General features: G+C 56.7%; 36 protein-coding genes and 2 tRNA genes. 27 read left to right on the top strand and 11 right to left on the bottom strand.

The features are described 5' to 3' along the window. From HRR99_RS03165 to HRR99_RS03140, 6 genes are all read right to left on the bottom strand, one after another. Positions 1 to 573 carry a hypothetical protein gene (locus HRR99_RS03165; protein ID WP_233122728.1) on the bottom strand — a complete coding sequence of 191 codons (573 nt, stop codon included), beginning with the start codon at positions 571 to 573 and terminating at the stop codon, positions 1 to 3. A gap of 15 nt (positions 574 to 588) precedes the next feature. Further along, a complete protein-coding gene (locus HRR99_RS03160; RefSeq protein ID WP_233122727.1) occupies positions 589 to 1,017 on the bottom strand; it encodes a hypothetical protein in 429 nt (142 codons plus the stop codon). A 53-nt stretch (positions 1,018 to 1,070) separates the two neighbouring features. Then, on the bottom strand, positions 1,071 to 1,364 hold the full coding sequence (locus HRR99_RS03155; protein WP_233122726.1) for a hypothetical protein: 294 nt from the start codon (positions 1,362 to 1,364) through the stop codon (positions 1,071 to 1,073). 207 nt (positions 1,365 to 1,571) lie between these two features. Then, complete coding sequence (locus HRR99_RS03150) at positions 1,572 to 1,748, bottom strand: hypothetical protein (protein WP_233122725.1); 177 nt, start codon at positions 1,746 to 1,748, stop codon at positions 1,572 to 1,574. Beyond that, positions 1,745 to 2,134, bottom strand: a complete 390-nt coding sequence (locus HRR99_RS03145; RefSeq protein WP_233122724.1) for a hypothetical protein — start codon at positions 2,132 to 2,134, stop codon at positions 1,745 to 1,747. The genes HRR99_RS03150 and HRR99_RS03145 overlap by 4 nt, the downstream gene beginning before the upstream one ends. Next, on the bottom strand, positions 2,131 to 2,334 hold the full coding sequence (locus HRR99_RS03140) for a transcriptional regulator (protein ID WP_233123563.1): 204 nt from the start codon (positions 2,332 to 2,334) through the stop codon (positions 2,131 to 2,133). The genes HRR99_RS03145 and HRR99_RS03140 overlap by 4 nt, the downstream gene beginning before the upstream one ends. A gap of 101 nt (positions 2,335 to 2,435) precedes the next feature. Here HRR99_RS03140 and HRR99_RS03135 point away from each other — a divergent pair, with 101 nt between their 5' ends. Then, entirely contained in the window at positions 2,436 to 3,248 is an 813-nt protein-coding gene (locus tag HRR99_RS03135; protein ID WP_422387329.1) for a S24 family peptidase, read from the top strand. On the opposite strand, the gene HRR99_RS03130 is transcribed toward HRR99_RS03135, so the two are convergent. After that, complete coding sequence (locus HRR99_RS03130; RefSeq protein WP_233122722.1) at positions 3,249 to 3,554, bottom strand: hypothetical protein; 306 nt, start codon at positions 3,552 to 3,554, stop codon at positions 3,249 to 3,251. Positions 3,555 to 3,648: 94 nt separating this feature from the next. On the opposite strand from HRR99_RS03130, the gene HRR99_RS03125 reads away from it, so the two are divergent. Genes HRR99_RS03125 through HRR99_RS03115 form a run of 3 tightly spaced genes read left to right on the top strand, consistent with a single transcriptional unit; the run spans position 3,649 to position 4,428 of the window. Further along, complete coding sequence (locus HRR99_RS03125; RefSeq protein WP_233122721.1) at positions 3,649 to 3,849, top strand: hypothetical protein; 201 nt, start codon at positions 3,649 to 3,651, stop codon at positions 3,847 to 3,849. After that, positions 3,846 to 4,091 carry a hypothetical protein gene (locus tag HRR99_RS03120; protein ID WP_233122720.1) on the top strand — a complete coding sequence of 82 codons (246 nt, stop codon included), beginning with the start codon at positions 3,846 to 3,848 and terminating at the stop codon, positions 4,089 to 4,091. The genes HRR99_RS03125 and HRR99_RS03120 overlap by 4 nt, the downstream gene beginning before the upstream one ends. Further along, positions 4,084 to 4,428, top strand: a complete 345-nt coding sequence (locus tag HRR99_RS03115) for a hypothetical protein (RefSeq protein ID WP_233122719.1) — start codon at positions 4,084 to 4,086, stop codon at positions 4,426 to 4,428. The genes HRR99_RS03120 and HRR99_RS03115 overlap by 8 nt, the downstream gene beginning before the upstream one ends. Positions 4,429 to 4,567: 139 nt before the next feature. Here HRR99_RS03115 and HRR99_RS03110 read toward each other — a convergent pair whose 3' ends face one another. Beyond that, positions 4,568 to 4,756, bottom strand: a complete 189-nt coding sequence (locus tag HRR99_RS03110) for a hypothetical protein (protein WP_233122718.1) — start codon at positions 4,754 to 4,756, stop codon at positions 4,568 to 4,570. A gap of 447 nt (positions 4,757 to 5,203) precedes the next feature. On the opposite strand from HRR99_RS03110, the gene HRR99_RS03105 reads away from it, so the two are divergent. The 19 genes from HRR99_RS03105 (at position 5,204) to HRR99_RS03015 (ending at position 17,325) form a co-directional block, all read left to right on the top strand. After that, positions 5,204 to 5,455, top strand: a complete 252-nt coding sequence (locus HRR99_RS03105) for a hypothetical protein (protein WP_233122717.1) — start codon at positions 5,204 to 5,206, stop codon at positions 5,453 to 5,455. A 5-nt stretch (positions 5,456 to 5,460) separates the two neighbouring features. Then, positions 5,461 to 6,141 (top strand): hypothetical protein, encoded by a 681-nt coding sequence (locus HRR99_RS03100; protein WP_233122716.1) that lies wholly within the window; start codon positions 5,461 to 5,463, stop codon positions 6,139 to 6,141. 11 nt (positions 6,142 to 6,152) lie between these two features. After that, positions 6,153 to 6,241 (top strand) — tRNA-Thr (locus tag HRR99_RS03095). A gap of 50 nt (positions 6,242 to 6,291) precedes the next feature. Beyond that, positions 6,292 to 6,720, top strand: coding sequence for a hypothetical protein (locus tag HRR99_RS03090; protein WP_233122715.1), 429 nt, complete (start codon positions 6,292 to 6,294; stop codon positions 6,718 to 6,720). Continuing rightward, positions 6,720 to 6,956: a hypothetical protein gene (locus HRR99_RS03085; RefSeq protein ID WP_233122714.1), complete on the top strand. Its 237-nt coding sequence runs from the start codon at positions 6,720 to 6,722 to the stop codon at positions 6,954 to 6,956. Before HRR99_RS03090 ends, HRR99_RS03085 begins: the two co-directional genes overlap by 1 nt. Further along, positions 6,944 to 7,933, top strand: a complete 990-nt coding sequence (locus tag HRR99_RS03080) for a PD-(D/E)XK nuclease-like domain-containing protein (RefSeq protein ID WP_233122713.1) — start codon at positions 6,944 to 6,946, stop codon at positions 7,931 to 7,933. Before HRR99_RS03085 ends, HRR99_RS03080 begins: the two co-directional genes overlap by 13 nt. 2 nt (positions 7,934 to 7,935) lie before the next feature. After that, positions 7,936 to 9,054, top strand: coding sequence for a recombinase RecT (locus HRR99_RS03075; RefSeq protein WP_233122712.1), 1,119 nt, complete (start codon positions 7,936 to 7,938; stop codon positions 9,052 to 9,054). Continuing rightward, entirely contained in the window at positions 9,051 to 9,236 is a 186-nt protein-coding gene (locus HRR99_RS03070) for a hypothetical protein (RefSeq protein WP_233122711.1), read from the top strand. Before HRR99_RS03075 ends, HRR99_RS03070 begins: the two co-directional genes overlap by 4 nt. Next, positions 9,233 to 9,439 carry a hypothetical protein gene (locus HRR99_RS03065; protein ID WP_233122710.1) on the top strand — a complete coding sequence of 69 codons (207 nt, stop codon included), beginning with the start codon at positions 9,233 to 9,235 and terminating at the stop codon, positions 9,437 to 9,439. Before HRR99_RS03070 ends, HRR99_RS03065 begins: the two co-directional genes overlap by 4 nt. Further along, on the top strand, positions 9,439 to 9,858 hold the full coding sequence (locus HRR99_RS03060) for an HNH endonuclease signature motif containing protein (protein ID WP_233122709.1): 420 nt from the start codon (positions 9,439 to 9,441) through the stop codon (positions 9,856 to 9,858). The genes HRR99_RS03065 and HRR99_RS03060 overlap by 1 nt, the downstream gene beginning before the upstream one ends. Then, a complete protein-coding gene (locus tag HRR99_RS03055; RefSeq protein ID WP_233122708.1) occupies positions 9,855 to 10,127 on the top strand; it encodes a DUF4884 domain-containing protein in 273 nt (90 codons plus the stop codon). The genes HRR99_RS03060 and HRR99_RS03055 overlap by 4 nt, the downstream gene beginning before the upstream one ends. Further along, on the top strand, positions 10,124 to 10,786 hold the full coding sequence (locus HRR99_RS03050; protein ID WP_233122707.1) for a hypothetical protein: 663 nt from the start codon (positions 10,124 to 10,126) through the stop codon (positions 10,784 to 10,786). The genes HRR99_RS03055 and HRR99_RS03050 overlap by 4 nt, the downstream gene beginning before the upstream one ends. Beyond that, positions 10,776 to 11,576, top strand: a complete 801-nt coding sequence (locus HRR99_RS03045; protein WP_233122706.1) for a hypothetical protein — start codon at positions 10,776 to 10,778, stop codon at positions 11,574 to 11,576. The genes HRR99_RS03050 and HRR99_RS03045 overlap by 11 nt, the downstream gene beginning before the upstream one ends. Further along, complete coding sequence (locus HRR99_RS03040) at positions 11,573 to 11,875, top strand: hypothetical protein (protein ID WP_233122705.1); 303 nt, start codon at positions 11,573 to 11,575, stop codon at positions 11,873 to 11,875. Before HRR99_RS03045 ends, HRR99_RS03040 begins: the two co-directional genes overlap by 4 nt. Next, complete coding sequence (locus HRR99_RS03035) at positions 11,875 to 12,312, top strand: hypothetical protein (RefSeq protein ID WP_233122704.1); 438 nt, start codon at positions 11,875 to 11,877, stop codon at positions 12,310 to 12,312. The genes HRR99_RS03040 and HRR99_RS03035 overlap by 1 nt, the downstream gene beginning before the upstream one ends. A gap of 184 nt (positions 12,313 to 12,496) precedes the next feature. Continuing rightward, positions 12,497 to 13,549: a tyrosine-type recombinase/integrase gene (locus HRR99_RS03030; RefSeq protein ID WP_233122703.1), complete on the top strand. Its 1,053-nt coding sequence runs from the start codon at positions 12,497 to 12,499 to the stop codon at positions 13,547 to 13,549. A 405-nt stretch (positions 13,550 to 13,954) separates the two neighbouring features. Further along, positions 13,955 to 14,365: a cupredoxin domain-containing protein gene (locus tag HRR99_RS03025; protein WP_233122702.1), complete on the top strand. Its 411-nt coding sequence runs from the start codon at positions 13,955 to 13,957 to the stop codon at positions 14,363 to 14,365. A gap of 463 nt (positions 14,366 to 14,828) precedes the next feature. Then, positions 14,829 to 16,481 carry a malate dehydrogenase (quinone) gene (gene mqo, locus HRR99_RS03020; protein WP_233123562.1) on the top strand — a complete coding sequence of 551 codons (1,653 nt, stop codon included), beginning with the start codon at positions 14,829 to 14,831 and terminating at the stop codon, positions 16,479 to 16,481. A gap of 235 nt (positions 16,482 to 16,716) precedes the next feature. Beyond that, positions 16,717 to 17,325 (top strand): YcxB family protein, encoded by a 609-nt coding sequence (locus HRR99_RS03015; RefSeq protein ID WP_233122701.1) that lies wholly within the window; start codon positions 16,717 to 16,719, stop codon positions 17,323 to 17,325. Between the two features lie 77 nt (positions 17,326 to 17,402). Here HRR99_RS03015 and HRR99_RS03010 read toward each other — a convergent pair. Beyond that, a tRNA-Gln gene (locus tag HRR99_RS03010) sits at positions 17,403 to 17,477 on the bottom strand. A 173-nt stretch (positions 17,478 to 17,650) separates the two neighbouring features. Here HRR99_RS03010 and HRR99_RS03005 point away from each other — a divergent pair. From HRR99_RS03005 to HRR99_RS02995, 3 genes are read left to right on the top strand one after another with little or no spacing between them, the layout of a single operon-like run. Continuing rightward, a complete protein-coding gene (locus HRR99_RS03005) occupies positions 17,651 to 17,947 on the top strand; it encodes a cupin domain-containing protein (protein ID WP_233122700.1) in 297 nt (98 codons plus the stop codon). A 10-nt stretch (positions 17,948 to 17,957) separates the two neighbouring features. Beyond that, positions 17,958 to 18,866: an MBL fold metallo-hydrolase gene (locus HRR99_RS03000; RefSeq protein ID WP_233122699.1), complete on the top strand. Its 909-nt coding sequence runs from the start codon at positions 17,958 to 17,960 to the stop codon at positions 18,864 to 18,866. Positions 18,867 to 18,876: 10 nt separating this feature from the next. Further along, entirely contained in the window at positions 18,877 to 19,323 is a 447-nt protein-coding gene (locus tag HRR99_RS02995; RefSeq protein WP_233122698.1) for a thiol-disulfide oxidoreductase DCC family protein, read from the top strand. A gap of 6 nt (positions 19,324 to 19,329) precedes the next feature. On the opposite strand, the gene HRR99_RS02990 is transcribed toward HRR99_RS02995, so the two are convergent. Beyond that, entirely contained in the window at positions 19,330 to 20,250 is a 921-nt protein-coding gene (locus HRR99_RS02990; protein WP_233122697.1) for a DUF1499 domain-containing protein, read from the bottom strand. Positions 20,251 to 20,552: 302 nt separating this feature from the next. Here HRR99_RS02990 and HRR99_RS02985 point away from each other — a divergent pair, with 302 nt between their 5' ends. Continuing rightward, positions 20,553 to 20,822, top strand: coding sequence for a hypothetical protein (locus HRR99_RS02985; protein ID WP_111840650.1), 270 nt, complete (start codon positions 20,553 to 20,555; stop codon positions 20,820 to 20,822). On the opposite strand, the gene ppdK is transcribed toward HRR99_RS02985, so the two are convergent. Further along, entirely contained in the window at positions 20,819 to 23,545 is a 2,727-nt protein-coding gene (ppdK, locus tag HRR99_RS02980) for a pyruvate, phosphate dikinase (protein WP_233122696.1), read from the bottom strand. The two genes, HRR99_RS02985 and ppdK, sit on opposite strands and share 4 nt — an antisense overlap. Between the last annotated feature and the right edge of the window lie 113 nt (positions 23,546 to 23,658).

The raw sequence follows: 23,658 nt of genomic DNA, 5'->3' as shown, positions 1-23,658 counted from the left end.
TCATTTCTCCTGATTGAAGGTGAACGGATCATCGCCATCGGCAGACGTTACCGGCGGCTCTTCCTTGCTCTTGGTGGTTTCAAGACGCGCCATAATGTCGGGGATTTCGGAATCGTATTCCTTCTTCCCGGCGTCGTAGCTTTCCAGCCAGAGCTTGTCGTCTGCGCTGCCACCGTCGTAGCCCGAGGCTCTATCAAGCCCCGTCAGACCGGCGTGGAAGCCCTTGGCCTGAATCATCTGTTCGCCGTCAACGCGATCAGTCTGCTTGAGGAGGTCGCCGCCGCTCGTCGCCGGGATGTAGCCAAGCCATTCGAGATTTTCCCGTTCCGACTTGAGCTTATCGACCGGCTTCTGGTGATCTTCGGCCTGAAATGATTCCAGGTAATGGTCGAGCTTCTGGGCGGGGAAACCTGATGCCTTTGCATTCTGCCGGTTTGACTTCTTCTCCTCGGCCAGAGCCTTGATCTTCGCCGCAATCTCGCGGTCTTTCTTGTGGTAGAACGCGAAGAGAACACGCCGCTCGCGCTCTGCCTTGTCAACGTTGTGTCCGATATTCGCTGTTGCTGCTGTCATTCACCCGTTCCTTTCCTATCCATTCGGTTGGCCTTCTTTTGCTCTGTGGATTTTTTCCGCCAGAGCCTGAATTTCTTGATCAAGACCTGCAAAAGCAGCATCGCCAAACCTCGCCTTTTCGGTCGCAACCTCGTGCTGCAGCCGGTTTATTTGTCGTTCGCAGAGATCGAGGTAGCCGGAACGCAAGCGGGCGAAGACCGATAATGTCGGTTGGGTTTCCCCGTTGAGAATGCGACGGACAGCGCGTGGCTTGAGGCCAACAACACGGCCAATCCTTTCGAGTGCATTCAACTGATCGCCGTTGCCCCGGCTTTCCATCTCAAGCATTTTGCGCCCGTAATCTCGGGCCAGTTCTGGAGAAAACATCTCTAGGGTACTCATCGAAATTTCCCTGTTTTCAGTTTTACTAATTGTCGGTTTGTGGGTTGAGGTTTGTCGGATCATGGTCGGCTCTCCTGATAGCTTGGGACTATCAGAGGGCGCCGATAGGAAAGGAGCTACCCGCCCAGAGGCGAAAGCCAGTAAATTGCATCAGGCGTCCCATTGGTCCGCTCGGCCTGCCAGCCGTAGAGATTGATAGCTGCGTTGATGCGTTTGAAATCGTTGCAAAGACACACGAAGGACTTGATCGGCTCGGCCCGCCAAGACAGACCCGATTTAGTCATGAGCTCTTTTGCTGAGACACTGCCGGGATAGACAGCGCAGAGGGCCACAAAGGCTTCCGATGCGCGATCACCCTCAATTTGATCCATAAGTTGCCAAGGTGCAGGCTTGAGCATTGCCAAAGCCATCACTTCCTCCCCGACACTGTAAAATGAGCGAGAATGACGAGGATGGTTACAGCCCCGATGAAAGCGCCCAGACCGATAAAGAGGGATTGGCTATTCATGCCGCCACCCGTTCACGGTTGATGCGGTCCACCTCGGCCATAAGCTCGGCTTCAAGGGCTTGCATGTCGATGACGATGGGCTTGGGAGTGCTGCGCTTGCGAGAATTCTTCATGCCCGTTCCTCCCGAATATCCCGTGGTGAAATTTCCTTGTCGCAGCCTTCACAATGGCGCTCGACAATCTCTGCTATGGACAGACGACGCTGGCACTCTGGGCAGCCCTGATAGGCTGTCTGGTGGATTGCGCGCTGTGATTGGAGCGTGGCTTCGACACGTGCTGATGTCATGCGCCCGACCCCGCATCTTCGAGGTAGAACTCGGTGGAGCTACTGACGGGCTCAACCGCCGATGGTTGAGGGTGAGCATTCCGACCGGGGGTTACATGGCTGCCTCCTGCGTTGGCGCCATCGCGCTGGGTGAATGGATGTTCCGGCACAACGAAGTGCTGCCAAGCAATCGGAACCTGTGCCGCTGTGCAGCCAGACCAGCGGGCGGGACCAGCTTTGGTCTCAGGCACCCAATAGGAGCGGCTTACCGATCCATCAGCCCAAGCCAGCCAAACCGGAGCGACGTGATATTCACGCTTCGTGCGCTGTTTGCCGTCTACGCTAATCGTGGTGAGCTTTTCTTCGCCGCGCGGTGCGGCGCTGATATCGTGGCTCCATTGGGTCATGCTGCGGTCTCCGCAACGCCGAACACATCGGGTCGAAGCTCATGACGCGAAATGCCAGTGACACGCTCGACTTCGAGAACGCGCTCTGCTGGAACTTTCTTCCATTGAGATACGGCCTGGGGGGTGACACCTCCCAATGCCTTAGCGAGTGCGGCAGGTCCGCCGGCGGTGTCTTTGGCTTTTTCGCAAACTGTTTCCATGCCCATATTGAAAGCATATCTTTCAGATTAATGCAAGCATATCTTTCGGTGAAAGTTTTTCTTTCGTCGGGCATATTCTCGAAATGACGACAATGAGAAAAATCGATGCTGAGCGCGGCGAACGGATCAAATATGTCCGGACCGAAGTGATGCACATAAAGTCACAAGAGAAATTTGCCGAAGTGCTTACCAGACACGGCAAACAGTCCACCCGAGGCGCCGTTGGGAACTGGGAGCTTGGCAAGGAGATTTCCTTGGAAAGCCTCACCTCGATTGCGCGAGTATCAGGGGTTGATCTCGAATGGCTGGCCTACAACAAGGGTAGCGGCCCTGTGATAAAAACTGTCGCACCGACGGGAATAACAAGCGCTCTGGTGAGATCATACGATCCCGATGAAGGTGATGACCAACCGCGGGAAGAAACGGCCAGCTATAGCCGCGAGCATTGGAAGCCTGCGGTAGATGGTGCGCTTCCTGAAGTAGACGTGAAGCTAGGCGCCGGGTCCGGCGTCGTTGGGGAAACGATCAATATATCCGTGGGTCGCGAGAGCTTCTCTGGCCACGCAGTGGTGGCCGAATGGCTTATCCCGCTCCAGTACTTGCGAAATGAAGCAAAGGCCTCACCGAACCACACTCTGGTTATGGAAGTGATCGGGGATTCGATGCTGCCGACTTACATGCCAGGTGATCGCGTGTTGGTGGACCTATCGCAGACCACGATGTCCAGCGATACGGTCTATGCCATCAGCGACGGCCAGAGTGAACCGCAAATCAAGCGGCTCCAGCGCGTGCCGTTCAGCGATCCTGTGGAGGTCCGTATCATCTCGGACAATCCAAATCTTGAGCGCTTCACCGTTGAGCTTGAGCGCTTGACGATCCTTGGCCGGATCGTCGGCCATATTGCTCGGAAGTAATCAGGAGAGCTTGCGCTTGGAAGTGGAGATGTCAAACCGGCGGCAGACCTGCACGATGTCATCGAGTACCCAGCGCTCTGGCATCTTTCTCATTTCACCGGGGTTCTCATCGTCCCCGACCACGCCAGCGATAGGGATTATTTGAAAGTCGTCGCTTTCAAAGGGGGAGTTCTTCTGAACCAAAAATTCATAAGCCGGAAAGCTCTCGTTGAGGTGGGCCTTGAACAACTCTTTGTTTTCAACAACGCCGTCGCGCTGATCTTCTGGCGGCACTACGAAAAACTGATTTACCGCTTTCTGAGCCATTTTCTTTCTCCCGTTTGTTCTCATTTCGTTCACGGTAAGAAAGCAGGTTCTAAAACAAGAGTCGAGTCGTTTTAAACGCAAAAGGGGAATTGTGATGCCTGACCCGTCCGAAGCCCGATACAACATGCGCAAGAACGCCCACGACGAATACTGGACTGTCTTCGATATCTTCACCGGGCTTCCGGCGGAGGTGAACGGGAATCTGATGGATGCGCTTAAAATGGAAGAGGCAGACGATCTGGTAGATCTGTTGAACGCTCAGTATGTCGAGCGACGTGGAGGAATAACGCATTGAGTAATAACGATCCGATGAAACCGTTTTATGCGACGAAGATGGAAGTGCTTGATCTCATCGGCCATTTTCAAAAGGTCCATAGAGTGGTGCTTGAACTTTCATATATTACACTAACTCATACGAACGTGCCGAGGGACCAGATCGACAGACTTACCGCCAGCATGGATGCAATGCTCGATAGTTTTGACCAAGTCGTAAAAACATCTCAGAAGAATTTTCCGGGGATCGAAGCGGATGAGTAACATCGATCGGGACGCGTTTGCGAGATTCAGTCAAGCCGCAGAAGCTGCCAAGAGAGAAGCAGATTTGCATGGCGGCGGCAATGGTGGCAATAATGGCGGCATGGAAGCACGCCTAGCAAAACTCGAAGCTGATTTGGAATACGTCAAGCGTGACGTATCGGAACTGCGCACCGACATGCGCGATGTGAGAGACCGTGCCGTACGCATCGAAAGCTCAATGGCCACTAAATCTTTCGTCTTCGGCGTTTACGGGATCGTGGGTGCACTGATAGCTGCAATCACTATTTTCCAAAGCCAGATACAGCAGCTTCTCGGGATATCGGCCGGCACCCAGTGACCCGCTCCAGTGGGTTTCTTTTTGTTACCATTCACGCGCGATTAACGTCTGACGTGCAAAGCTGAAACCAAGCGCGAAATGTACTGAGTACGCGCGGCATTCCCAACCTGCCCGTCCATCGTGGCGGGTTTCTTTTTGCCTATTGTTTGTCAGGTACGATTAGCCAGAAAAGCTGCACCAGATCGTTCCAAGTCCGCTTCATGTCCTCGATGTCGGATAGGAGCTTCGAATAGCCCGCGATTGCGATCAGCGTTACGGCCAGTAAGAGCAACCACGGCCAGACCGGGCGACGGCGCTTTGGACGTACATTGCGTTGATCTTCGGACATGCACTCTCCCACTACCTATCTACTCTTCCTATCCTGAAATCTTTTGTCTTTGAAGGATGGTGAGGGAGGGTTCCAGCCATAGCTTCCCCCTACCCCATGGATCAAATCCAAGAGGCGGGGAAACCATGGCTAAGTCCTGAAGGCCGGAGCCGGGATGGGACACACGCCAGAGGAGCTATTCGCTTACCTCGCCCTGATTTTCTGACAGCACACTTAAGAGCTTTCGCTTCCCGCGCCGTGGGCTTCATCAGCTCGGGAATTGCACCCGGTCGCCCATCGCTTGCTGAAAGACATACGCTTTCACAAAACTGAAAGCAATGCTTTCTTTTTGCTTGCGCACAGTTGAAAGATATGCTTTCATAATCCCCATCAGCCCACCGACTGAAGCTCCTACGGGACGACGAAACGGAAGGCGGAAACAGAACCCCGGATGAGGATGGGAACGTCATGGAAGAGCAGTTCGTAAAACGCTTCAACGTCGAAAAGCTTAACCGCAACGGCTCTGCCTTCTACCTCACGACATTTGCTGGCGAGTTTGTTTGGTCCACGGACGCCGACGCCGCGCACGAATTTGACGACGCAGACGAAGCTCAGGAAGTTGCCGACCAGATGGACGGCGAAGTCATGGAATTTCAGTGCTTCCGCAAAGTCTTCGTTCGCCCCAGCGCTCCTGCCCTTTTCCTCGCAGCTGCGGAGTAACCGATATGAGCAATTTCAGAACGCCACTCGCCACCGACGTTAGCCTTGAGGCTGCAATCCGCGCCCACTCTGGAACCAGCCACAGCCCAGAGCGCCGGGGCGAAAGCGAAGTCGCCAGCTATGTGTCTGCCATTCAGGAATTCAACGACAAGCTGGCAGCCATCGCAGACAACGAAGACCGCATGGCCGAGGCAGTCGCTCAGTCGGAGCGCTTCCGTGAAGGCTATATCCAGCGCCAGAACGCTGTCTGGGCTTCCCGTAGCCGGATGATGTCCACCATGATCACCGGCCCCGCAAACTTCCCTGTGCGCCGCCAAGAGAAGGTCTGGGCGTCTTTCGAGAAGAAGTGCGGTGAGTTCTACACTTGGCAGGAACGCGCACTGGCTACGGCAATCAAGGCGGTGAATCTGGTCGGCTATGTCGCGCCACCAAAGCCAGAGGGCGCAAAGACCGGCACGGAAGAAGTCATCGTTGGCGATATCAAAATCTTGGTCAACCACGACATCGAGCGCGTCCAGATCGTCTTTGACGGCAAGCCAACGCCAGAAATCCTCGCGGAGCTGAAAGGCGCGGCTTGGAAATGGTCGCCACGCAACACGGCATGGCAGCGGATGATCACGAACAATTCGCTCTATTCGGCCAAGCGCATCGCTGAGAAGGCCAACGCTCTTGCTGCGGCTGCATGACGGACAGAACACGGGTTTAGCTCACTAGAGAGAGCGCTCCGTTTGTAACGGAGAGGGGCAGCCCGACGGGGCTCAAGGTGCAATTCCGGCAACCCGGCCAACTTCCAAACACCCACCACGCTTTACCCGCGCAATCAAGGGGCAGGACAAATGGCAACCGATACAGCAGCAATCCAGAAAATTCAGACGTTGAAAAGCGATGCCGCGAAGATCGGCGGGTTCCACGACTGGTTCGCAAAGGCATTTGCCGACAAGAAGCACCACGACAAGCAAGGATTCGGCTTCAATCCAAGCAGCAGCAGCGAGTACTTCGCGTTCAAAACGAATGTGTGGTTTTACGCTTATGCCGGTCAATACGGCAGCTCATCAGTCTACAGCCAACTGTCCTTGAACGATGGCAAGGCCGTGAATGAAGTTTTCATCGCAGCCATCAACAAGCACCAGAAGCTGATCTTCGCGACTATGGCAGAGATCATGGAAAAGCAGGCCGGGGCTTTGCGTGAAAAGGCAGAGATCGAAATCGCGGCGATGCAGGCGATGCTCGAAACGCTGGACGTGCCAGTTGAGGCTGGTGCGTGATGGACGCTTTCCCAACACCAGAAGAAGCCCGAGACGAAGTAACCGTCCTGCTGCACATCGCTGAAAAGCGCCTCAAAAGGATCGATCAGGCCTTTGCAAAAGCATGGCGGATTGAGTGCCTGACGGTCGTTCTCGTCGCATCAAGCCTTTTGTTCGGCGGCACTCTGGTTCTCGAAAACAGCCTGAAACAGCAGGCGAAAATCAATCAGGAGAATGTCATCGCATGGAACAGGTAATTGGAAATCTCGTCGCGAAGATCGTTGCCGACGCTGGCGAGAAAGCTGGGTTCACGAACCACGCCGACGGTATCTATTTCGGCATGAGCGATGCGGTCTATCACGCTGATACTGCGCTCGGCTCAACCAGCCTGAAGAAGCTGATCGGCAATGCGCCGGACTTCTGGTGGGAAAGCCACCTCAACCCAGCGCGCCCAGATGACGACGACACACCAGCGAAGATATTCGGTCGGCAGCTTCACCAGTGCGTCCTCGAAGGCGAAGACAAGTTCAAGTCTGCCCACGCGCCACAGATGCACCCAGGCAACATCAAGGATGGCAAGGACGAGATTGCCAAGATCAAGTCTGCCGGGAAGACGCCCGTCAAGTTCAAGGACTGGACAAAGATCCTAGCCGCTTCGGCCTTCATCAAGGCCAACAAGACGCTGGCAAATGCTTTCGAGAATGGAGAGCCGGAAGTCTCGGTTTTCTGGACGGTCGATGGCATTCGCTACAAGGCCCGGTTCGACTATCTCAAGATGAATGCGATCACCGACTTGAAATCTCTCGCCAACATGTATGGCAAGGAGTTCGACAAGGCTTGCCGGGATGCAATCGGTTCTTACGACTACATCATCTCGGCAGAGCATTACGCAGACGGTCGCCGCCAGATGGCAAGGCTGTTTGCTGAAGGCAAGGTCTTTGGACCGCATGACCCGGAATGGCTTGCCAAGGTGGCTGTCAACGAGGTCTTCGCCTTCGTCTTTGTCTTTTGGCAGAAGGACGGCGCGCCGATATCGCACGGCATCAAGCTTTCCCCCGGCAACCCACTCTTTGGGTATGCGCGAAATCTGATCGAGAAGGCAATCGGCAATTACCGCCGATACATGAAGGAGTTCGGCACATCTGCCGCGTGGGTGCCGTCCACTCCCCTTGAAGAACTAGACGAAACCGATCTGCCGGTCTGGTACCAGCAGCGCCTCATGACTGGAGCATGATCATGAACCAAGTAGCCACACAGCAAGAGCGTATCCCGATGGATGCCGTCGGCGTCTCCAACACCGGTACCGGCACCAAGATCGCGCCGCAGAACCTGGGAGAGGTTGTCAAGTTCGCAGAAGTCATGGCGCGGGCTGATATCGCGCTTCCAAAGCACCTACGCGGGAATGCTGGGGCATGTATGGCCGTCGCGCTTCAGGCGCTTGAGTGGCAGATGTCCCCTTTTGCCGTCGCCAGCAAATCCTACTCGGTTGGTGGCGCCATTGCCTATGAGGCCCAGCTTATCGCCGCTGTCGTCAACACCCGATCCGGTATCAAGGGCCGCTTGCGCTACCAGTTCGATGGTGAAGGCCCTGCCCTGACATGCACTGTTACCGGCGTCCTAGACGGCGAGGAATGCGTCTACACGTCGCCATCCATGGGCAGCATCACCACCAAGAACTCACCGCTGTGGAAATCTGACCCGCAACAGCAGCTCGGATATTTCGCAGCCCGCTCATGGGCGCGCCGTCACTGCCCGGAAGTCATTCTCGGGGTCTATGATCGTGACGAAGCCGAAGAGTTCCGTGGACCTGACAAAGCCAAGAACATCACGCCTGTGTTTGACCCTCTGTCGGATGAACCTATCGCCCCACAGCGTGCCGCTGACGAGCGCGAAGGCTTCACCGCAACACCTGCCGCCGACGAGCCGCACGACGCTCTCACAGGCGAAATACTCAACAACACTGATACCGACGATTCCGCCCCTGCTTCGTCGGTTGACGCTGGCGCCCAGCCAGCAGAGGGCGAGGTGGAAACTCCTCCAGCCGCCTCGCCCTCAGAACTATTCCCGGCAGATCGCGCAGACCTAATCGAATGCCTGCGCAAGATGATGTTCATCCCGGTTGACCCATTGCTGACGACACCACAAGAGCGCCGGAACACGCTGATCGCAGCGAAGGATATGTGGAAGGCTCAACTTCCTGCCGAACTGCACGATCACATCAAGGGCTTTGTCGAAAGCGTTGATGCCCAGATCAAGGCCGATCCGAAGGTGATGCCTGCGCTTCGTGAGAAGGCATTCGCGCTGTATGCCGAGGTTCTGGATTGCCAGCCATCCGAGATTGGAGGTGCATCATGACCACCGCCACAAAAACAATCCGGGTGAAGAAGCCAGCCGATCCGTTCCAGTCAACCATCAACAAGGCGATGGCCGAGCGCCAGCAGCGTGACGCCATGGGCAAGGTCAACGACTTCCGCAACTCCATTGGGCATGAGCCTTGGTGGAAGCGGGTGACCCGAGCGCTGGGAGGTGGGCTATGAGAGGTACACTCGCGATAGCTCTCTACATCATTGCGGGCATCGGCATTGCCGCTGGTGTCGAAGGCAGGCTTGGGAGGAAGCTTTCAGGAACCGAGCAATATTATGCCGTGCTGCTTTGGCCCGGTGTTGTCACCGCCAAGGCTTACACGATGTGGACAGAGCCCAAGTCTTCCTGCTCGAACGCGCTGGGAGGGCAGATGTGATGGCCAACCGCAAAGAGTTCACCAAGAAAACCCAACGCGAGGCATTCACCCGCTCCGGATTTAAGTGCGAAGCCATAGGAGCAATGTATGGCCTTCCATCCGGCCAGCGATGCAACGCCGATCTGGCGCTTGGCGTACAGTTCGACCACATAGTTCTCGATGCCAACTCCAAGGATAATAGCCTGGAGAACTGCGCCGCCGTCTGCATCAAATGCCATAAGTGGAAGACGGCAAACCACGATATCCCGATGGCAGCGAAGACGGTTCGCCAGCAGGACAAAGTGCGCGGGATCAAGACGAAGCCAGCTAAGCCGCTCCTAGGCCCATCGTTCGCGAAGTCCGAGAAGTCATCTAGCCGCGATCCGAACAAGGGTCTGCCACCGCTCCCACGCAACAGCTTTTACGAGGCCAAGCCATGAAGAGCATTTTAGCATTATTGTTGGCGGCTGCTGTTTTGGCATCCTGCGGTGAAGACCCGGTGTCGAGACAAAGCACCGACAACCCAAATGTGCCTGTCGCGGTCCTATTCGAAACTGATGGCTGCAAGGTGTATCGCTTCAAAGACGCTGGCCGGTTTGTCTATTTCTCTAACTGCACCGGCACAACGACCTCATTTAATCCCGAGGCGTGCGGCAAAGGCTGCACCAAAGCTGTTCCGATATCGGTCACTACGGAGGCCAAGCCATGACCGCAGATACGATCACAGCAATCAAGAAGGCGCTGGAACGGCAAACCGAGAACATGGCTTTCATCATCAACCATGTCTCGATGCCAGAGCATTGGCGCGACAAGTTCATGCGTGAGCTTGAAAAAGACCGCACTGCTCTATCCTCCCTCAACGTTGAGCCGGAACTGACATGCCCGCACATCGACAAGCTTGTTCAGTCTGGTGAATTGAGCATTGAGGCCATTCAGGAGCTTGAGCGGATCCGCGATATCAACAGCATGCTTCGCTATGGCCTGTGGCATGAGAAGGCGCGGGCAGAAGAGGCAAATGATTCCCTCGAAAGCTTGCAGCGCGAAAACGAGGAACTGCGCAATCTTGCCGACCGTTTGAAGCTGGAAGCGCAGAACCACGCGATGGAAGCCCGAGGGGCAAATTCCACGATTGCCGAAATCTACCAGATCATCAGCGGCGCGCGCGGCGAACCGGGTATCTGGAATGGTGCCGAGCCGGTACGAAAGTATGTCGGTCGATTGCGCGACGAGCTAGATTCCGCCGCCTGCCTTCTCGAAACATTATCCGAAGGCAAACCGTCTGACGATGTGGACGCTATCATGATGCGCGTCATGGCCAAGCGTAACCGCGCCGCCCTTTCCAGCACTGGAGACACCCATGGTAACTGAGAAGATGATTGAAGCGGCCTCAAGGTCCATATGCGCGGTCAAGGGGCTTAACCCTGACTGCCTGCATCAGATCAACGTCTTCGATGGGAAAGAAAGTTTCGACACCGAAGATGATCGCAAACGCCGATATGTACTCGGCTGGCGGCTGCAGGAGAAATTTGCCCGCGCTGCCCTCGAAGCCGCCCTATCGACGGACGCGGAGCCGGTGGCATATAGCCAGCCAGTTGATGCGAAGGACTTGAGAGAGGCCATTCAGCTTCTCCCATCGGTTATGCGCCCTGAGTTGAGCAAGGCTATTATTGCCGCTCTCAACTCTCCATCTGCTCCCGCGCCATCCGTGGCCGTGAAGCTGACCGATGACGAAAAGCATATCGGTGTTATCCGGTCCTCTGTCGAAACGGGCGCTGAGGGAAAGCCTGACAGCCGAGTTAGCGTTAAGGAATGGAAGGACAACGACGACCTTATCACGGTTTCGATGTTCATTGGAAATCATCGGTGGGTGGAAGGAAACTTCACGCCGATGGATGCTGCGAAGATCGCTTCTTTAATCGCCACCAAACCAGCAGTTTCCGCCCTCTCCGCACAGGTGCAGGACGTGGCTATACCGGAAGGCTGGAAGAAAATCCCAGAGCGCTATTCGAATTATCCTTGGTCAGTCGAGAGGTACGCTGATGGATGGCACTTAAACAACCACGACTTCAGCGCAACGTCTCGTTTCGTCGGCGTCCACGCTACTGCCGCACAGGCGATGGCCGCAGCACCCGCCGCCAAGCAGGGAGAGGAAGAATGAGCGCGATCCCAGAAGACATTATGGAAACGGCTCAAAAGGCCTGGCGTGAAGCAGACGGCAAAATCCTGAAGACCGACGCGTATGTCGTCATCGCCCTTGCAATTCTTGCCGAGCGAGAACGGTCACGCACACTCCTCTCCGAAGCAGATCAGCGCGAGAAGGACGCAAGGCGGGTCGCGCTGGAGGAGGCTGCGAAGGTTGTTGATGTAGCAGCCGAGAAAACCCCTTGGGAGCAACGAAGGAATTCCTTGCGAAGGGCAGCTAAAGCTATCCGCAAACTGCAATCGGAGGAGCGTTGATGGCCAAGAACCTGTTCGACACGATTGCGCCACTCTCTCCCGCAAACAAAACTGCAGCGTTAGTTTCTGGTAGGGGCGAACATTTTGAATTTGGTGCAAAGGCCCACCAAGTGCATAGCGCTACGCCGCTACCGTTTCGCGAACCTAGCAAGCATGAATATGAACAAAGCCAGTTTGTTGATCTCACCGGCTCGAAAATTGGTCGGCTGAATGTCCTCGGCGTTGCGGCGGATATACCGACAGGTGGTACCGGCGCAAAATGGGTGGTCCGTTGTGTATGCGGCAATTACGAAACCCGAAAATCAAAGTTCATCAAAGCCTGTCTTGCAGGGGAAAACCCCGGCAATGAGGAGCCTATGTGCGCTTGGTGCGGGAAAACCAGAAAGCTCCAGCTTGGTATAGCTGGCAGAGCGGCGCTTGAAAGGAGCGAGGGATGACAGACCCTGTGTTTATCGGGGATGACGAACCCGTAAAGCTTGATGAGGCGTGCCGATTGTTCTTCGGTGGCAGGCTGACGAAATCCGCTCTCCGAACGGAAGCGCAGCGCGGCAATCTCAATCTCATTCGGATTGCCAATAAGGATTTCGTCACTCGCAACGGGATCAAAAGGATGATTGAAAAATGTCACAGAGAAGAAAGCCCCCCAGGCTCTATCTCCGAACCGACAAGGGAAAGCGCGTCTGGATCATCAGAGATGGCGGGAAAGATATCCGCACAGGATGTTCTGAGGCAGAGACTGTCGGCGCAGAAAACAAACTCCGTGAATACCTCGCGGAAAAATACGAGCCAAAGCGCGGCGGTTCTGCCGCTTCGATCAAGATAGCTGATATCCTCCTCGTCTATCACGATGAGAAAGCTGATCAGACCAGCGAGCCAAAAGAGACAAAGGCTCGCATCGCTCGTCTAAATGAGTTCTTCGGTGGAAAATTGGCAATGGATATTCGCGGCAAGCTTTGCCGTGATTTTGCCGAATGGCGCGGAACCGTGTCTGGCGCGCGCCGCGATCTCGAGGTTCTCCGAGCCGCCATCAATTACTACCATGGCGAATACACCTTGGACGTTGTGCCAAAGGTCACTCTTCCAGAAAAAAGCCTGCCACGCGAACGCTGGCTGACAAGGCAGGAAGTTGCCAAGCTCATCAGAGCCGCTAGAAACACCCACCGTTGCGAACACATTGTCCGCTTGCTGCTCGTCGGCGTCTACAGCGGCACCCGCCTGTCGGCCATGCTCGGGCTCAACTGGATGCCTAATATCAATGGTGGGTGGGTCGATCTTGAGAAGGGCGTGATGTACCGCAAAGCGGTCGGGGAGCGCGTGGCTCACAACAAGCGCAAGACGCCGGCAAAGATACCGCCGCGCCTATTGCGATTCCTGCGCTACTGGTATGAGCGAGACAGAAAATCGAATGAGTTCGCCGCTCAATATGTCATTCATTATTTCGGGGAGAGTTTGATAAAGCCTCACAAGGCCTTCCGTGCTGTCCGCGCTAAGGCTGGACTGGGCGAAGATGTCACCCCGCACATATTGCGGCACACGCGCGCGACATGGCTGGCCCATGCTGGCGTTGATGTTCAGGAAGCCGCTGCATCGCTTGGAATTACCAGCGATGAGTTCGAAAGAACGTACCTGCATAACGCGCCTGATTTCCAGCAAAGCGCGGCGAATGCGTTCTGAACCTGTGCGCAAACTGTGCGCATGGAGAACAAAGCTATTTCAATACGAAGGCTAAAAACATCTACAAGCCCTGATAAACAAGGGTTTCGGCCACGTCTCTAGAAAGACGCATCCGCTTAGAAACCGTCGTCCCGAACGACGTGCGCTACCAGACTGCGCTACACTCCGCGACCATCAGCGCTGCTATAAACCAGCTCATTATCTTCGACAAGCGCGCCACATGTAATTTTTGTGACAGATATTGAGCCCCGGTTTGAGCCCTCTCGCGCGGGTCAAAAACGTTACAAAAAAGCAATTGTGGCGAAAAATATTCGATTGCGTGTCTGGCGCCCCTGCCGCATCGCCACAAATCTGCTAGGGGACATCATCTCCCATTTCTGGATACGGCATAAAAAGGAAATCTCAATGCGTTTTCGTAGCGTGACATTGGTAGGGCTGGCGATGGCCCTGTCCGCCTGCACCACAACAGGCCCTTCGCTCTCGCCCAAAAGTGCGGTCGAAACGCGTTGGGTTGGCCAGTCGGCTGGCGTCTTCTTTGCCAAGTTCGGCCCGCCACTCAGCGATGTCGACACCGGCTCCACGACGACATTCAACTGGCGCGGCGGTTACAAGACTGCGAAAATTCCGGCCAAGTTCGAAGAAGGCAAAGACGGCAAGCGCGGTCGCCAGACAGCCTCTGCCCGCACCTCCTACCTTTCCTGCACCGTGCAGATTGTCGTCGATAGCGACTACAAAATCCGCTCGATCCGTACAGTTTCGGATCGTCCCGGCGTCAACGGCCCAAGCTACTGCGCAGAGTTCCTCGCAGCCGATTAAGACCTGTCGAATATCGACCCAAGAGCCCGCCCGGACATTCCGAGGCGGGCTTTTTTGATCTGACAATTTGTCCGCTCACATCACCGCGCATAGCTCAAATCGACGCCGCACATCAGATATGCGCACAGCGCATTCCTGCTTATTCAACCGATTAGTATTTGCTATAGCTGATGAGTTTCAAACGCGCATCATGCTGCTTTACAGCTGCTATGACGCGGAAAAATAAGGCAAAATGTCGCAGCTTGATCTTTGATGCGCTATGTTTCGCGGCTTTTCTGCGACCGCCTTGTGACGGCCCCCTGTGCCAAATGCGGCACCTGCCCCTTCCGGCCACGAGTTGTCTTACAGACTTTTGTGCGTTATTGCGCCGCACAAATTGAAAATCATCAATAATTTAGGACAAGACGTGACCAAAGATATCAAGGGCAACGGCCTTACCACCGGATTTTCTCAGGATTTTACCATGAACCGTCGCCAGGTGCTGGGCACGGCGCTGGCGGGCCTTGCGGCTGCCGCGGTTCCCGGCGCACCGGCGCTTGCGCAGGCGGCGGATAAAAAGGTCGATGTGCTGCTGATCGGCGGCGGCATCATGAGCGCGACACTCGGCGTGTGGCTGCATGAGCTGGAACCGACATGGTCCATCGAAATGCTCGAACGTCTGGACGCTGTGGCACTGGAAAGCTCCAACGGCTGGAACAATGCCGGCACCGGCCATTCGGCGCTCGCTGAACTGAACTACACGCCGGAGACCGCCAATGGCGGCATCGACATCTCCAAGGCTGTCGAAATCAACGAGTCCTTCCAGATTTCGCGTCAGTTCTGGGCCTGGCAGGTGCGCAATGGCGTGTTGAAAAACCCGCGCTCCTTCATCAACCACACGCCGCATATGAGCTTCGTGTGGGGCGACGAGAACATTTCTTATCTGGAAAAGCGCTATGAGGCGCTGAAGGCCAGCCCGCTTTTCGCAGGCATGCAATATTCCACGGACCCTGAGCAGATCAAGAAATGGGTGCCATTGATGATGGAAGGGCGTGATCCCAACCAGAAAATCGGCGCGACCTGGTCTCCGCTGGGCACCGACATGGAATTCGGTGAAATCACCCGCCAGTTCGTCGCCCATTTGAAGAGCCAGCAGAATTTCAACCTTCAGGTTTCCAGCGAAGTCGACGGCATTGAGCGTAATGCTGACGGCACATGGCGCGTGAGCTACAGCAATTCGAAGGACGACAGCAGCCACACCGTTGATGCGAAGTTCGTCTTCGTCGGCGCTGGTGGCGGCGCGCTGCACCTGTTGCAGATGTCCGGCATTCCCGAAGGCGACGATTATGCAGGCTTCCCAGTGGGCGGCTCGTTCCTCGTCAACGAGAACCCCGACGTGACCATGCTGCATCTGGCCAAGGCCTATGGCAAGGCTTCGGTCGGCTCTCCGCCCATGTCGGTTCCGCATCTGGACACGCGCGTCATCGGCGGCAAGCGGGTCGTTCTGTTCGGGCCGTTCGCAACCTTCTCTACGAAGTTCCTCAAGGAAGGGTCTTACTTCGACCTCCTGACCTCCACGACGCTCAGCAATGCGTGGCCGATGGTCAGCGTCGGCATCGACGAATATCCGCTGGTCGAATATCTTGCAGGCCAGCTGATGCTCTCCGACGACGACCGCTTTGCAGCGCTTCAGGAGTATTTCCCCAATGCAAAGCAGGGTGAATGGCGTCTGTGGCAGGCTGGCCAGCGCGTGCAGATCATCAAGCGCGATGATGAAGAAGGCGGCGTCCTGAAGCTCGGCACCGAGATCGTCAGCGCAAAGGACGGCAGCATCGCAGCTCTGCTGGGCGCCTCCCCGGGCGCATCCACTGCCGCGCCGATCATGCTTAACGTGCTGGAAAAGGTCTTCAAGGAAAAGGTCGCCTCCCCCGAATGGCAGACCAAAATCCGCCAGATCGTTCCAAGCTACGGCACGAAGCTGAACGCCGACCCGGAAAAGGTCATGCAGGAATGGGCCTATACAAGCGAACACCTGCAACTGCCAACACCGCCACAGATTGATATGAGCGCCGTCAGCGCAGAGCCGGGCGCAGCCCCGGGCGAGCCTGGCGTGAAGCGGCCAGACATGGCGCTCTGACAATCGACTTTGGCGCACATCAACGCCAGTCGAAAATTTTTGAACACAAGGGCACGTCTGCAGGCGCGCCCTTGTCGTTTGTGGCATTTAGACGTGACGCAATCTTTGCTTGCATCCACAATTTACAGATGGCAAAAATGACCCTTGCGAGGACAAGTATTCAATAAGTACCGGCTTATTGCCAAGGTGAGCAATGGCGGTATCTATGAACCGATCCAATGCAAAGGAAGATCAAATGACCAAGTCGACCGTTCCTTCTATTTGGCGTAGATCGACGACACCTTCCTTTAAAAAGCAGTTTGAACTCAGCGTCGAAGACCACTTGGCGGTTCGCTATGCCCGCACTGAACCTTTGCCTTTTGGCCGCTTTGCCGGGTTTATCACTCTGTGTACGCTTTTTACCGGTTTCATATTTGCGTTTGACTGGTGGAAGAACGGGAACCGTTTAACAGCTGTGGCGATCGTCATAGGTGCTATCGCTTCAGGCCCAGCTCTTGCCTGGTTGCTTTACGGCTTTTTCCGCGCGCAGTTCCGCGGGTTTTGGAAGGGTTTTCTCGAAGCACGCGAGGCTGTCAATGTCCCAATGGAAATGACGGTCGATACCAACGGCGTCTCCATTCTTATTCGGCAACAAACATGGATTTGTCCGTGGGAGAGTCTCTATAGCGTTGAGGAAGACGCAGAGCGTTACTATTTCTGGACCTCGAAAACTCAGGCTCACGTTTTACCGAAGCGAATATTCGACGACACCGAAGCCCAGGAACTCGATATCGCCTTGCGAAACTGGTGGGGCACTGAGCCCATATCTCCGCCTCGCCTAGCGGGCGTCAAGTTTGAGACTTAAGAAACTTCGAACGAAATTATCCATTGCCTGACAGAAGCAATGCAACGATGCTGTGCAATGTGTGCCGTTTTCAAAACTGGCTGGGGCGCCAGGATTCGAACCTGGGAATGCCGGTACCAAAAACCGGTGCCTTACCGCTTGGCGACGCCCCAACAGGGCAGATGGGCAAAGCGCCACTGCCTGAACCGGGCCTGATTAGCAAAGCGCAATGGCAGCGGCAATCATTAAGTTGAGGGAGGGGCGATATTTCTTGTGGGTCGGCCAGAAGCTTCATGTTACGTGAGGATACAACCTTTGTTTCAGTGCTTTTCAGGCCAATCTGTTCATGAGCAAATATAGTGCCCGCCCGCCTGCCATTCCCACGACGCTGGTCGATGATACCGTCGTCAGGATCATTCGCTGGGACTTTGAGCCCGGTGCTGCAACCGGGCACCACACGCATGGTCTTGGCTATGTCGTCGTGCCGATGACCGACTGCCAGTTTCTGATCGAAGACGAAACGGGAAGTCGACAGGTGGATGTGGCGAAGGGCGCAGCCTATCGGCGCGATGCCGGTATTTCGCATAATGTCGTCAATGGCGGCAGCGAGCCGATGTCGTTCATCGAGATCGAGTACAAGTAAGGCGAACGGCATGGCAGACCCGAATTTCAACCGTGATTTCGAGCCTGCTTATGGCCTCGCCGTGCCGGTGGCGCAGGACGTGCAGCGTCTTACCGTCAACAATCCCTCCCCGTTCACCTTTCACGGCACGAATAGCTACATCGTTGGCAAGGATTCCGTGGCCGTGATAGACCCCGGCCCGGCAGACGATGCGCATTTTCAGGCCTTGATGACGGCTCTCGAGGGCCGCGAGGTTACGCATATTTTCGTCAGCCATACGCATCGCGATCACTCCCCGCTTGCTGCGCGTTTGCGTGAAGCGACCGGGGCGCTGACCATTGCGGAAGGGCCGCATCGCGCCGCGCGTACGCTGCATGCAGGCGAGCTCAACCCTTTTGCGGAAAGCTCCGATACGGATTTCGTGCCTGATGTGACGCTGGCGGATGGCGAAGGTATCTCCGGCGACGGCTGGACGCTGACGGCGCTGCACACGCCGGGCCATACGGCCAATCACGCCGCCTTCGCGCTGGAAGGACGTGACATCGTGTTTTCGGCAGACCACGTCATGGCCTGGGCCACGACCATCGTTGCGCCGCCGGATGGGGCCATGAGCGATTACATGGCCTCGCTGGACAAGCTTCTCAAACGCGATGACAGGCTGTTCCTGCCCGGCCATGGCGGCCCGGTGACCGAACCCAACGCCTTCATGCGTGGTCTTCGTGCCCACCGGCGCATGCGCGAAAAAGCCGTGCTCGCCCGCATCAAGGCGGGTGACAGGTCGATCGCGGACATGGTGAAGGTCATCTACCGCAGTACGGATGTGCGCCTGCACGGCGCTGCCGCGCTATCGGTTCTGGCCCACATCGAGGACCTGATCGAAAAAGGCGAGGTACAGACCGAAGGTCCGCCTTCGCTGGGTGGTGTTTATCTGCCGACATAGGAGCGAGACAATGGGTAGGGCTTATAGCTACCGCGACGATCCGTCGGTTCCGGATTTTCCCGACGACAAGCCACTCATCGTTTTTGACGACGATTGCGGGTTTTGCTCTCGGGATATCAACTTCGTTCTACGGCACGATAAGAAAAGGGTGTTTCGCTTCACGCCTGCGCAATTTGAACTCGGTACTGCGTTGATGCGCCACTACGGCTATCGAACCGACAACTACGAAACAAGCCTGCTGATTGAAAACGGGATTGCCTATCCCCGCTCCGATGGTGTGTTGCGCGTGCTTCAGCTTTTGGGCGGGGCTGTCAGCCTCTTGGCACTGCTGCGCTTCTTGCCGCGCAGTCTTCGAGACTGGGTTTATGATCTTGTCGCCCGCAACCGAATGAAAATTGCCGGACGAAGTCAGGCTTGCCGGATACCGACGGATGACGAACGCAATCGTTTCCTCTGATCTCGTTCAATTATCGTTCAAACCCTGCATTTCTGCATCCAGCGCGTCTAGATAGGCTTCGGCCATCTCGGCGCCGACACCCAGATCGTGGGGACCATAGCGGGAGGCGATGCGGACGTCGACGAGGGTGGTTTCGGTGTCTTCGCGCAGGCGAATGAGGATATCATAGCGCAGACCCCAGATCAGGGTGCGCATTTCGCCCTGCAACAGCACCACGCCGCTGCCGTTGAAGAAGGTCGGGGCCGGTGCATCGAGCGGTCTGGCCAAGGGCACGGGAACGTTCGTCGGCAGTTCTTCGACGGGCGTGTCGTTTGCGCCTTCGGTCTGATCCTGCGGTGGTACGCCGGGCTGCACGTCCGGTAGCGAGCCTATAAGGCCGTCGGTATGGGCGATGCGGATGTGCTGCGCCTTCGCCACCTTGCGTGCAGCCGTATAGACGCGGTCGATGGCACCTTCATAGCGATGACCGGCAAGGCTGGGATAGGCGGCCAGCTGCACGTCGCGCTCGGCCTTGGAAACGGTGGGCGGGCGGGGCATCCATTGCTGGTTGGCTTTGGGAATGGAGAGCCAGTTCGGCGTATCCGTGACATCGGTCGAGACATCGTAAAGCGGTGGTTTCTGCCAATAGAGAAACGTCGCGAAACCCACAGCACCGAGCGGTAGTGCTACCAAAGCAAGCGCTGCCAGAGACCACATGCCACCTTTTGCGCCAGAGACCCACAGACGCAACAGGCCGATCATGGCGAGCACGAGAGCTGCGACCGCGATTGCCGCTGACAACAGGGCAAGCGAGATGAAATCGGGCGTGGTCAACGGCCCGAACCGATGCAGGGGCGCGGCGATGAGAAACAGGACGAGCGAAGACAGCCCGAGATATCGGGAAAGATACGCCGCATAGGATACGGGCCGAACGAAACGAACAGTCATAAAGCGGCACCCGGATGCGCATGTGCCGTCGAATACGTTTCGCCTGACATGCTGTCGTCTTGCTGAAAGCCACCCCGCGCGAACAGCAGCGTTCGCGGGAATCGCCCGATATCACGTCATAATGTGTTTCCGGGCCGAAGGGAATCCGTTTGGGCGCTGGGTGCCCGGTCTATCACAGTTTTGCGTGATCTGTTTCGCCTACGCAACCTTTGCCAGACGCCGGACTTTTCTACGGAAGAAAACAGTCGTATCAGTGTGCCAGGCAGATCGAGCGGCAGGCCGACATTACAGGAGTTATCATCATGCGTGTTTCCATCGTTCTTGGCGCACTTGGCGTTGCCATGGCGCTTTCGTCCTGCCAGACGCTGAGCCCGGAAGAGCGACGCGCACGTGATGAGACGACCTGCCGCGGTTATGGCTTCCGCCCCAATACGGACCAGATGGCCGGATGCCTGCTGGATCTGGACCTCGACCGCCGCGCGGATGCGCGTGCATGGCAGGCACAATCCAGCCGCGATATGTTCTATCGCCCTGTTGTGGTGGAACGCCGTATCATCGTGCAGAATCGCTAGACCTTCGCCGGAATGGCCCGGAAAGCCACGACTTTCGAAACGGCTTCGGTGTCACGTTTTTGCGCCATGGAGAGCGTTGCCTGCGCCGCAGATAGCCGTGCAATCGGCACGCGGAAGGGCGAGCAGGACACGTAATCAAGACCCGCATCCTCACAGAAATGGATGGAGGCAGGATCGCCACCATGTTCGCCGCAAATGCCGAGCTTGAGTTCCGGGCGCGTCTGGCGACCGCGATCTGCTGCGATGCGGATCAACTCACCGACACCGTCGAAATCCAGTGAAACGAAGGGATCGCGCTCGATGATGCCTTTGCGCTGATAGGTCTCAATGAAGCGTGCGGCATCATCGCGGGAAATGCCGAATGTCGTTTGCGTCAGGTCGTTGGTGCCGAAGGAGAAGAATTCGGCGGCCTCGGCAATCACATGGGCACGGAGAGCGGCACGCGGTAGCTCGATCATGGTCCCGGTGAGATATTCCAGCGTCACGCCGGTTTCCTGCGCCACGGCGGCGGCGACGCGGTCGATGACGGCGCGGACATAGTCCAGCTCCGAGCGCAGGCCAACCAGCGGCACCATGATTTCCGGCACGACGGGTGCGCCGGTCTGGCGTGCGGCTTCGACGGCGGCTTCGAAAATGGCGCGAGCCTGCATTTCGGCGATTTCAGGATAGGAAATGGCTAGGCGGCAACCGCGATGGCCGAGCATGGGGTTGAACTCATGCAGTGCATCCAGCCGTTGCCGGAACAGCGTCTGCGACATGCCCATGGCCGCCGCGACCTCCACGATCTCGCCATCGGTCTTCGGCAGGAATTCGTGCAAGGGCGGGTCGAGCAGGCGAATTGTCACCGGCAGGCCGTGCATGATGGAAAACAGGTCGGTAAAATCCTGCCGCTGCATGGGCAGCAACTGGTCGAGTGCTGCCCGCCTGCCCTCTTCGTGTTCGGCAAGGATCATTTCCCGCATCACCTGAATGCGGTCGCCTTCGAAGAACATGTGTTCGGTACGGCACAGGCCAATGCCTTCGGCGCCAAAAGCTCGGGCGGCGCGGGCATCGGCAGGTGTGTCGGCATTGGTGCGCACCGTCATGCGGCGGGTGGCGTCTGCCCATTGCATCAGCTTGGCGAAATCCCCTGACAGTTCAGGCTGCGTCATCGGCACTTCGCCCTTCATCACGCGACCGGACGACCCGTCGATAGTGATGACATCGCCCCGTCTCAGCATGCAGCCGACGCCGATCAGGACATTGTTGCGCACATCCACCCGCATGGAGCCTGCGCCTGATACGCAGGGAATGCCCATGCCACGCGCGACCACCGCCGCGTGGCTGGTCATGCCGCCGCGCGTGGTCAGGATGCCTTCGGCGGCGTGCATTCCGTGAATGTCTTCCGGGCTGGTTTCCATGCGCACGAGAATCACGCGGCGTCCCTCGGCTTTTGCCGCTACCGCCTCATCGGAGCTGAAGACGATCTCACCGGATGCCGCACCGGGCGAGGCCGGAAGGCCGGAGCCGATGATCGGGCGCTCGATGGAGGGATCGATGGTCGGGTGCAGCAACTGATCCAGCGAGGATGGCTCGATGCGGCAGATGGCTTCATCAGTGGTAACCAGACCTTCGGCCACCATGTCGACGGCGATCTTCATCGCGGCCTTGGTGGTGCGCTTGCCAGCACGAGTCTGCAACATCCACAATTTGCCGCGCTCTATGGTAAATTCCATATCCTGCATATCGCGGTAATGGCCTTCCAGCCGTCCGCAAATCTGCATGAATTCAGCAAATGCCTCCGGCATCAGCTTTTCCATCGATGGCTTGTCGGAGCCGGAGTTTATGCGCGCCTCTTCGGTGATGGATTGCGGTGTACGAATGCCCGCGACCACATCCTCGCCCTGCGCATTGACGAGGAATTCGCCGTATAGCTCTTTTTCGCCGGTGGAGGGATTGCGGGTGAAGGCAACGCCAGTCGCGGACGTAGAGCCGAGATTGCCAAACACCATGGCCTGCACGTTGACCGCCGTGCCCCAATCGCCCGGAATATTGTGCAGTTGGCGATAGGTGACGGCGCGGGTGTTCATCCAGCTGGCAAAGACGGCACCGATGGCGCCCCACAATTGCACCTGCGTGTCCTGCGGAAAGGGCTCGCCGAGCTCGTCTTCGATCAGGCCGTTGTAGAGCGAGACGATGTGCTGCCACTCATCCGCCGACAGTTCGGTATCGTATTCATATCCAAGACGACCCTTCTCATCCTCCAGGATTTCCTCGAAGATTTCGTGGTCGAGGCCCATCACCACATCGGCATACATCTGGATGAAGCGGCGGTAGCTATCCCAAGCAAAGCGAGCGTCACCCGAATCGCTGGCCAGCGCCTGCACCGTCTCGTCATTGAGGCCGAGGTTAAGGACGGTGTCCATCATGCCGGGCATGGAGGCGCGCGCGCCGGAGCGAATGGAAAGGAGAAGCGGTTGAGAGCCGGAGCCGAAGGTGCGACCGGTGATGGCTTCCATGCCGGAAATACCGCTGGTGACCTGCAATTTCAGCTCTTCAGGCAGACAGCGACCGCCCTGATGGTAGCGCGCACAGGCCTCGCTGATGATGGTCAGGCCGGGGGGAACAGGCAGGCCGAGACTCGCCATTTCGGCAAGGTTCGCGCCCTTGCCGCCCAATATGGCGATGTCGCTCGCGCGTCCCTCAGCGATCCCATCGCCAAAGGTATAGACCCACTTTTTCATTCTACGCTCTCCACCCAGAAGCGTTCTTGTTTTTCAACCCTTTACAGCATTGTCATAGTGTTGGAAACGCCAGTTTTGGCAGGTTGCCACCGCAGTGCAGCATAAATACGGCG

This window comes from Agrobacterium vaccinii, from assembly GCF_021310995.1.
Classification (GTDB): domain Bacteria; phylum Pseudomonadota; class Alphaproteobacteria; order Rhizobiales; family Rhizobiaceae; genus Agrobacterium; species Agrobacterium vaccinii.
The sequence above is the reverse complement of the archived record's forward strand: the minus strand, read 5'-3'. Positions and strand labels throughout refer to the sequence as shown.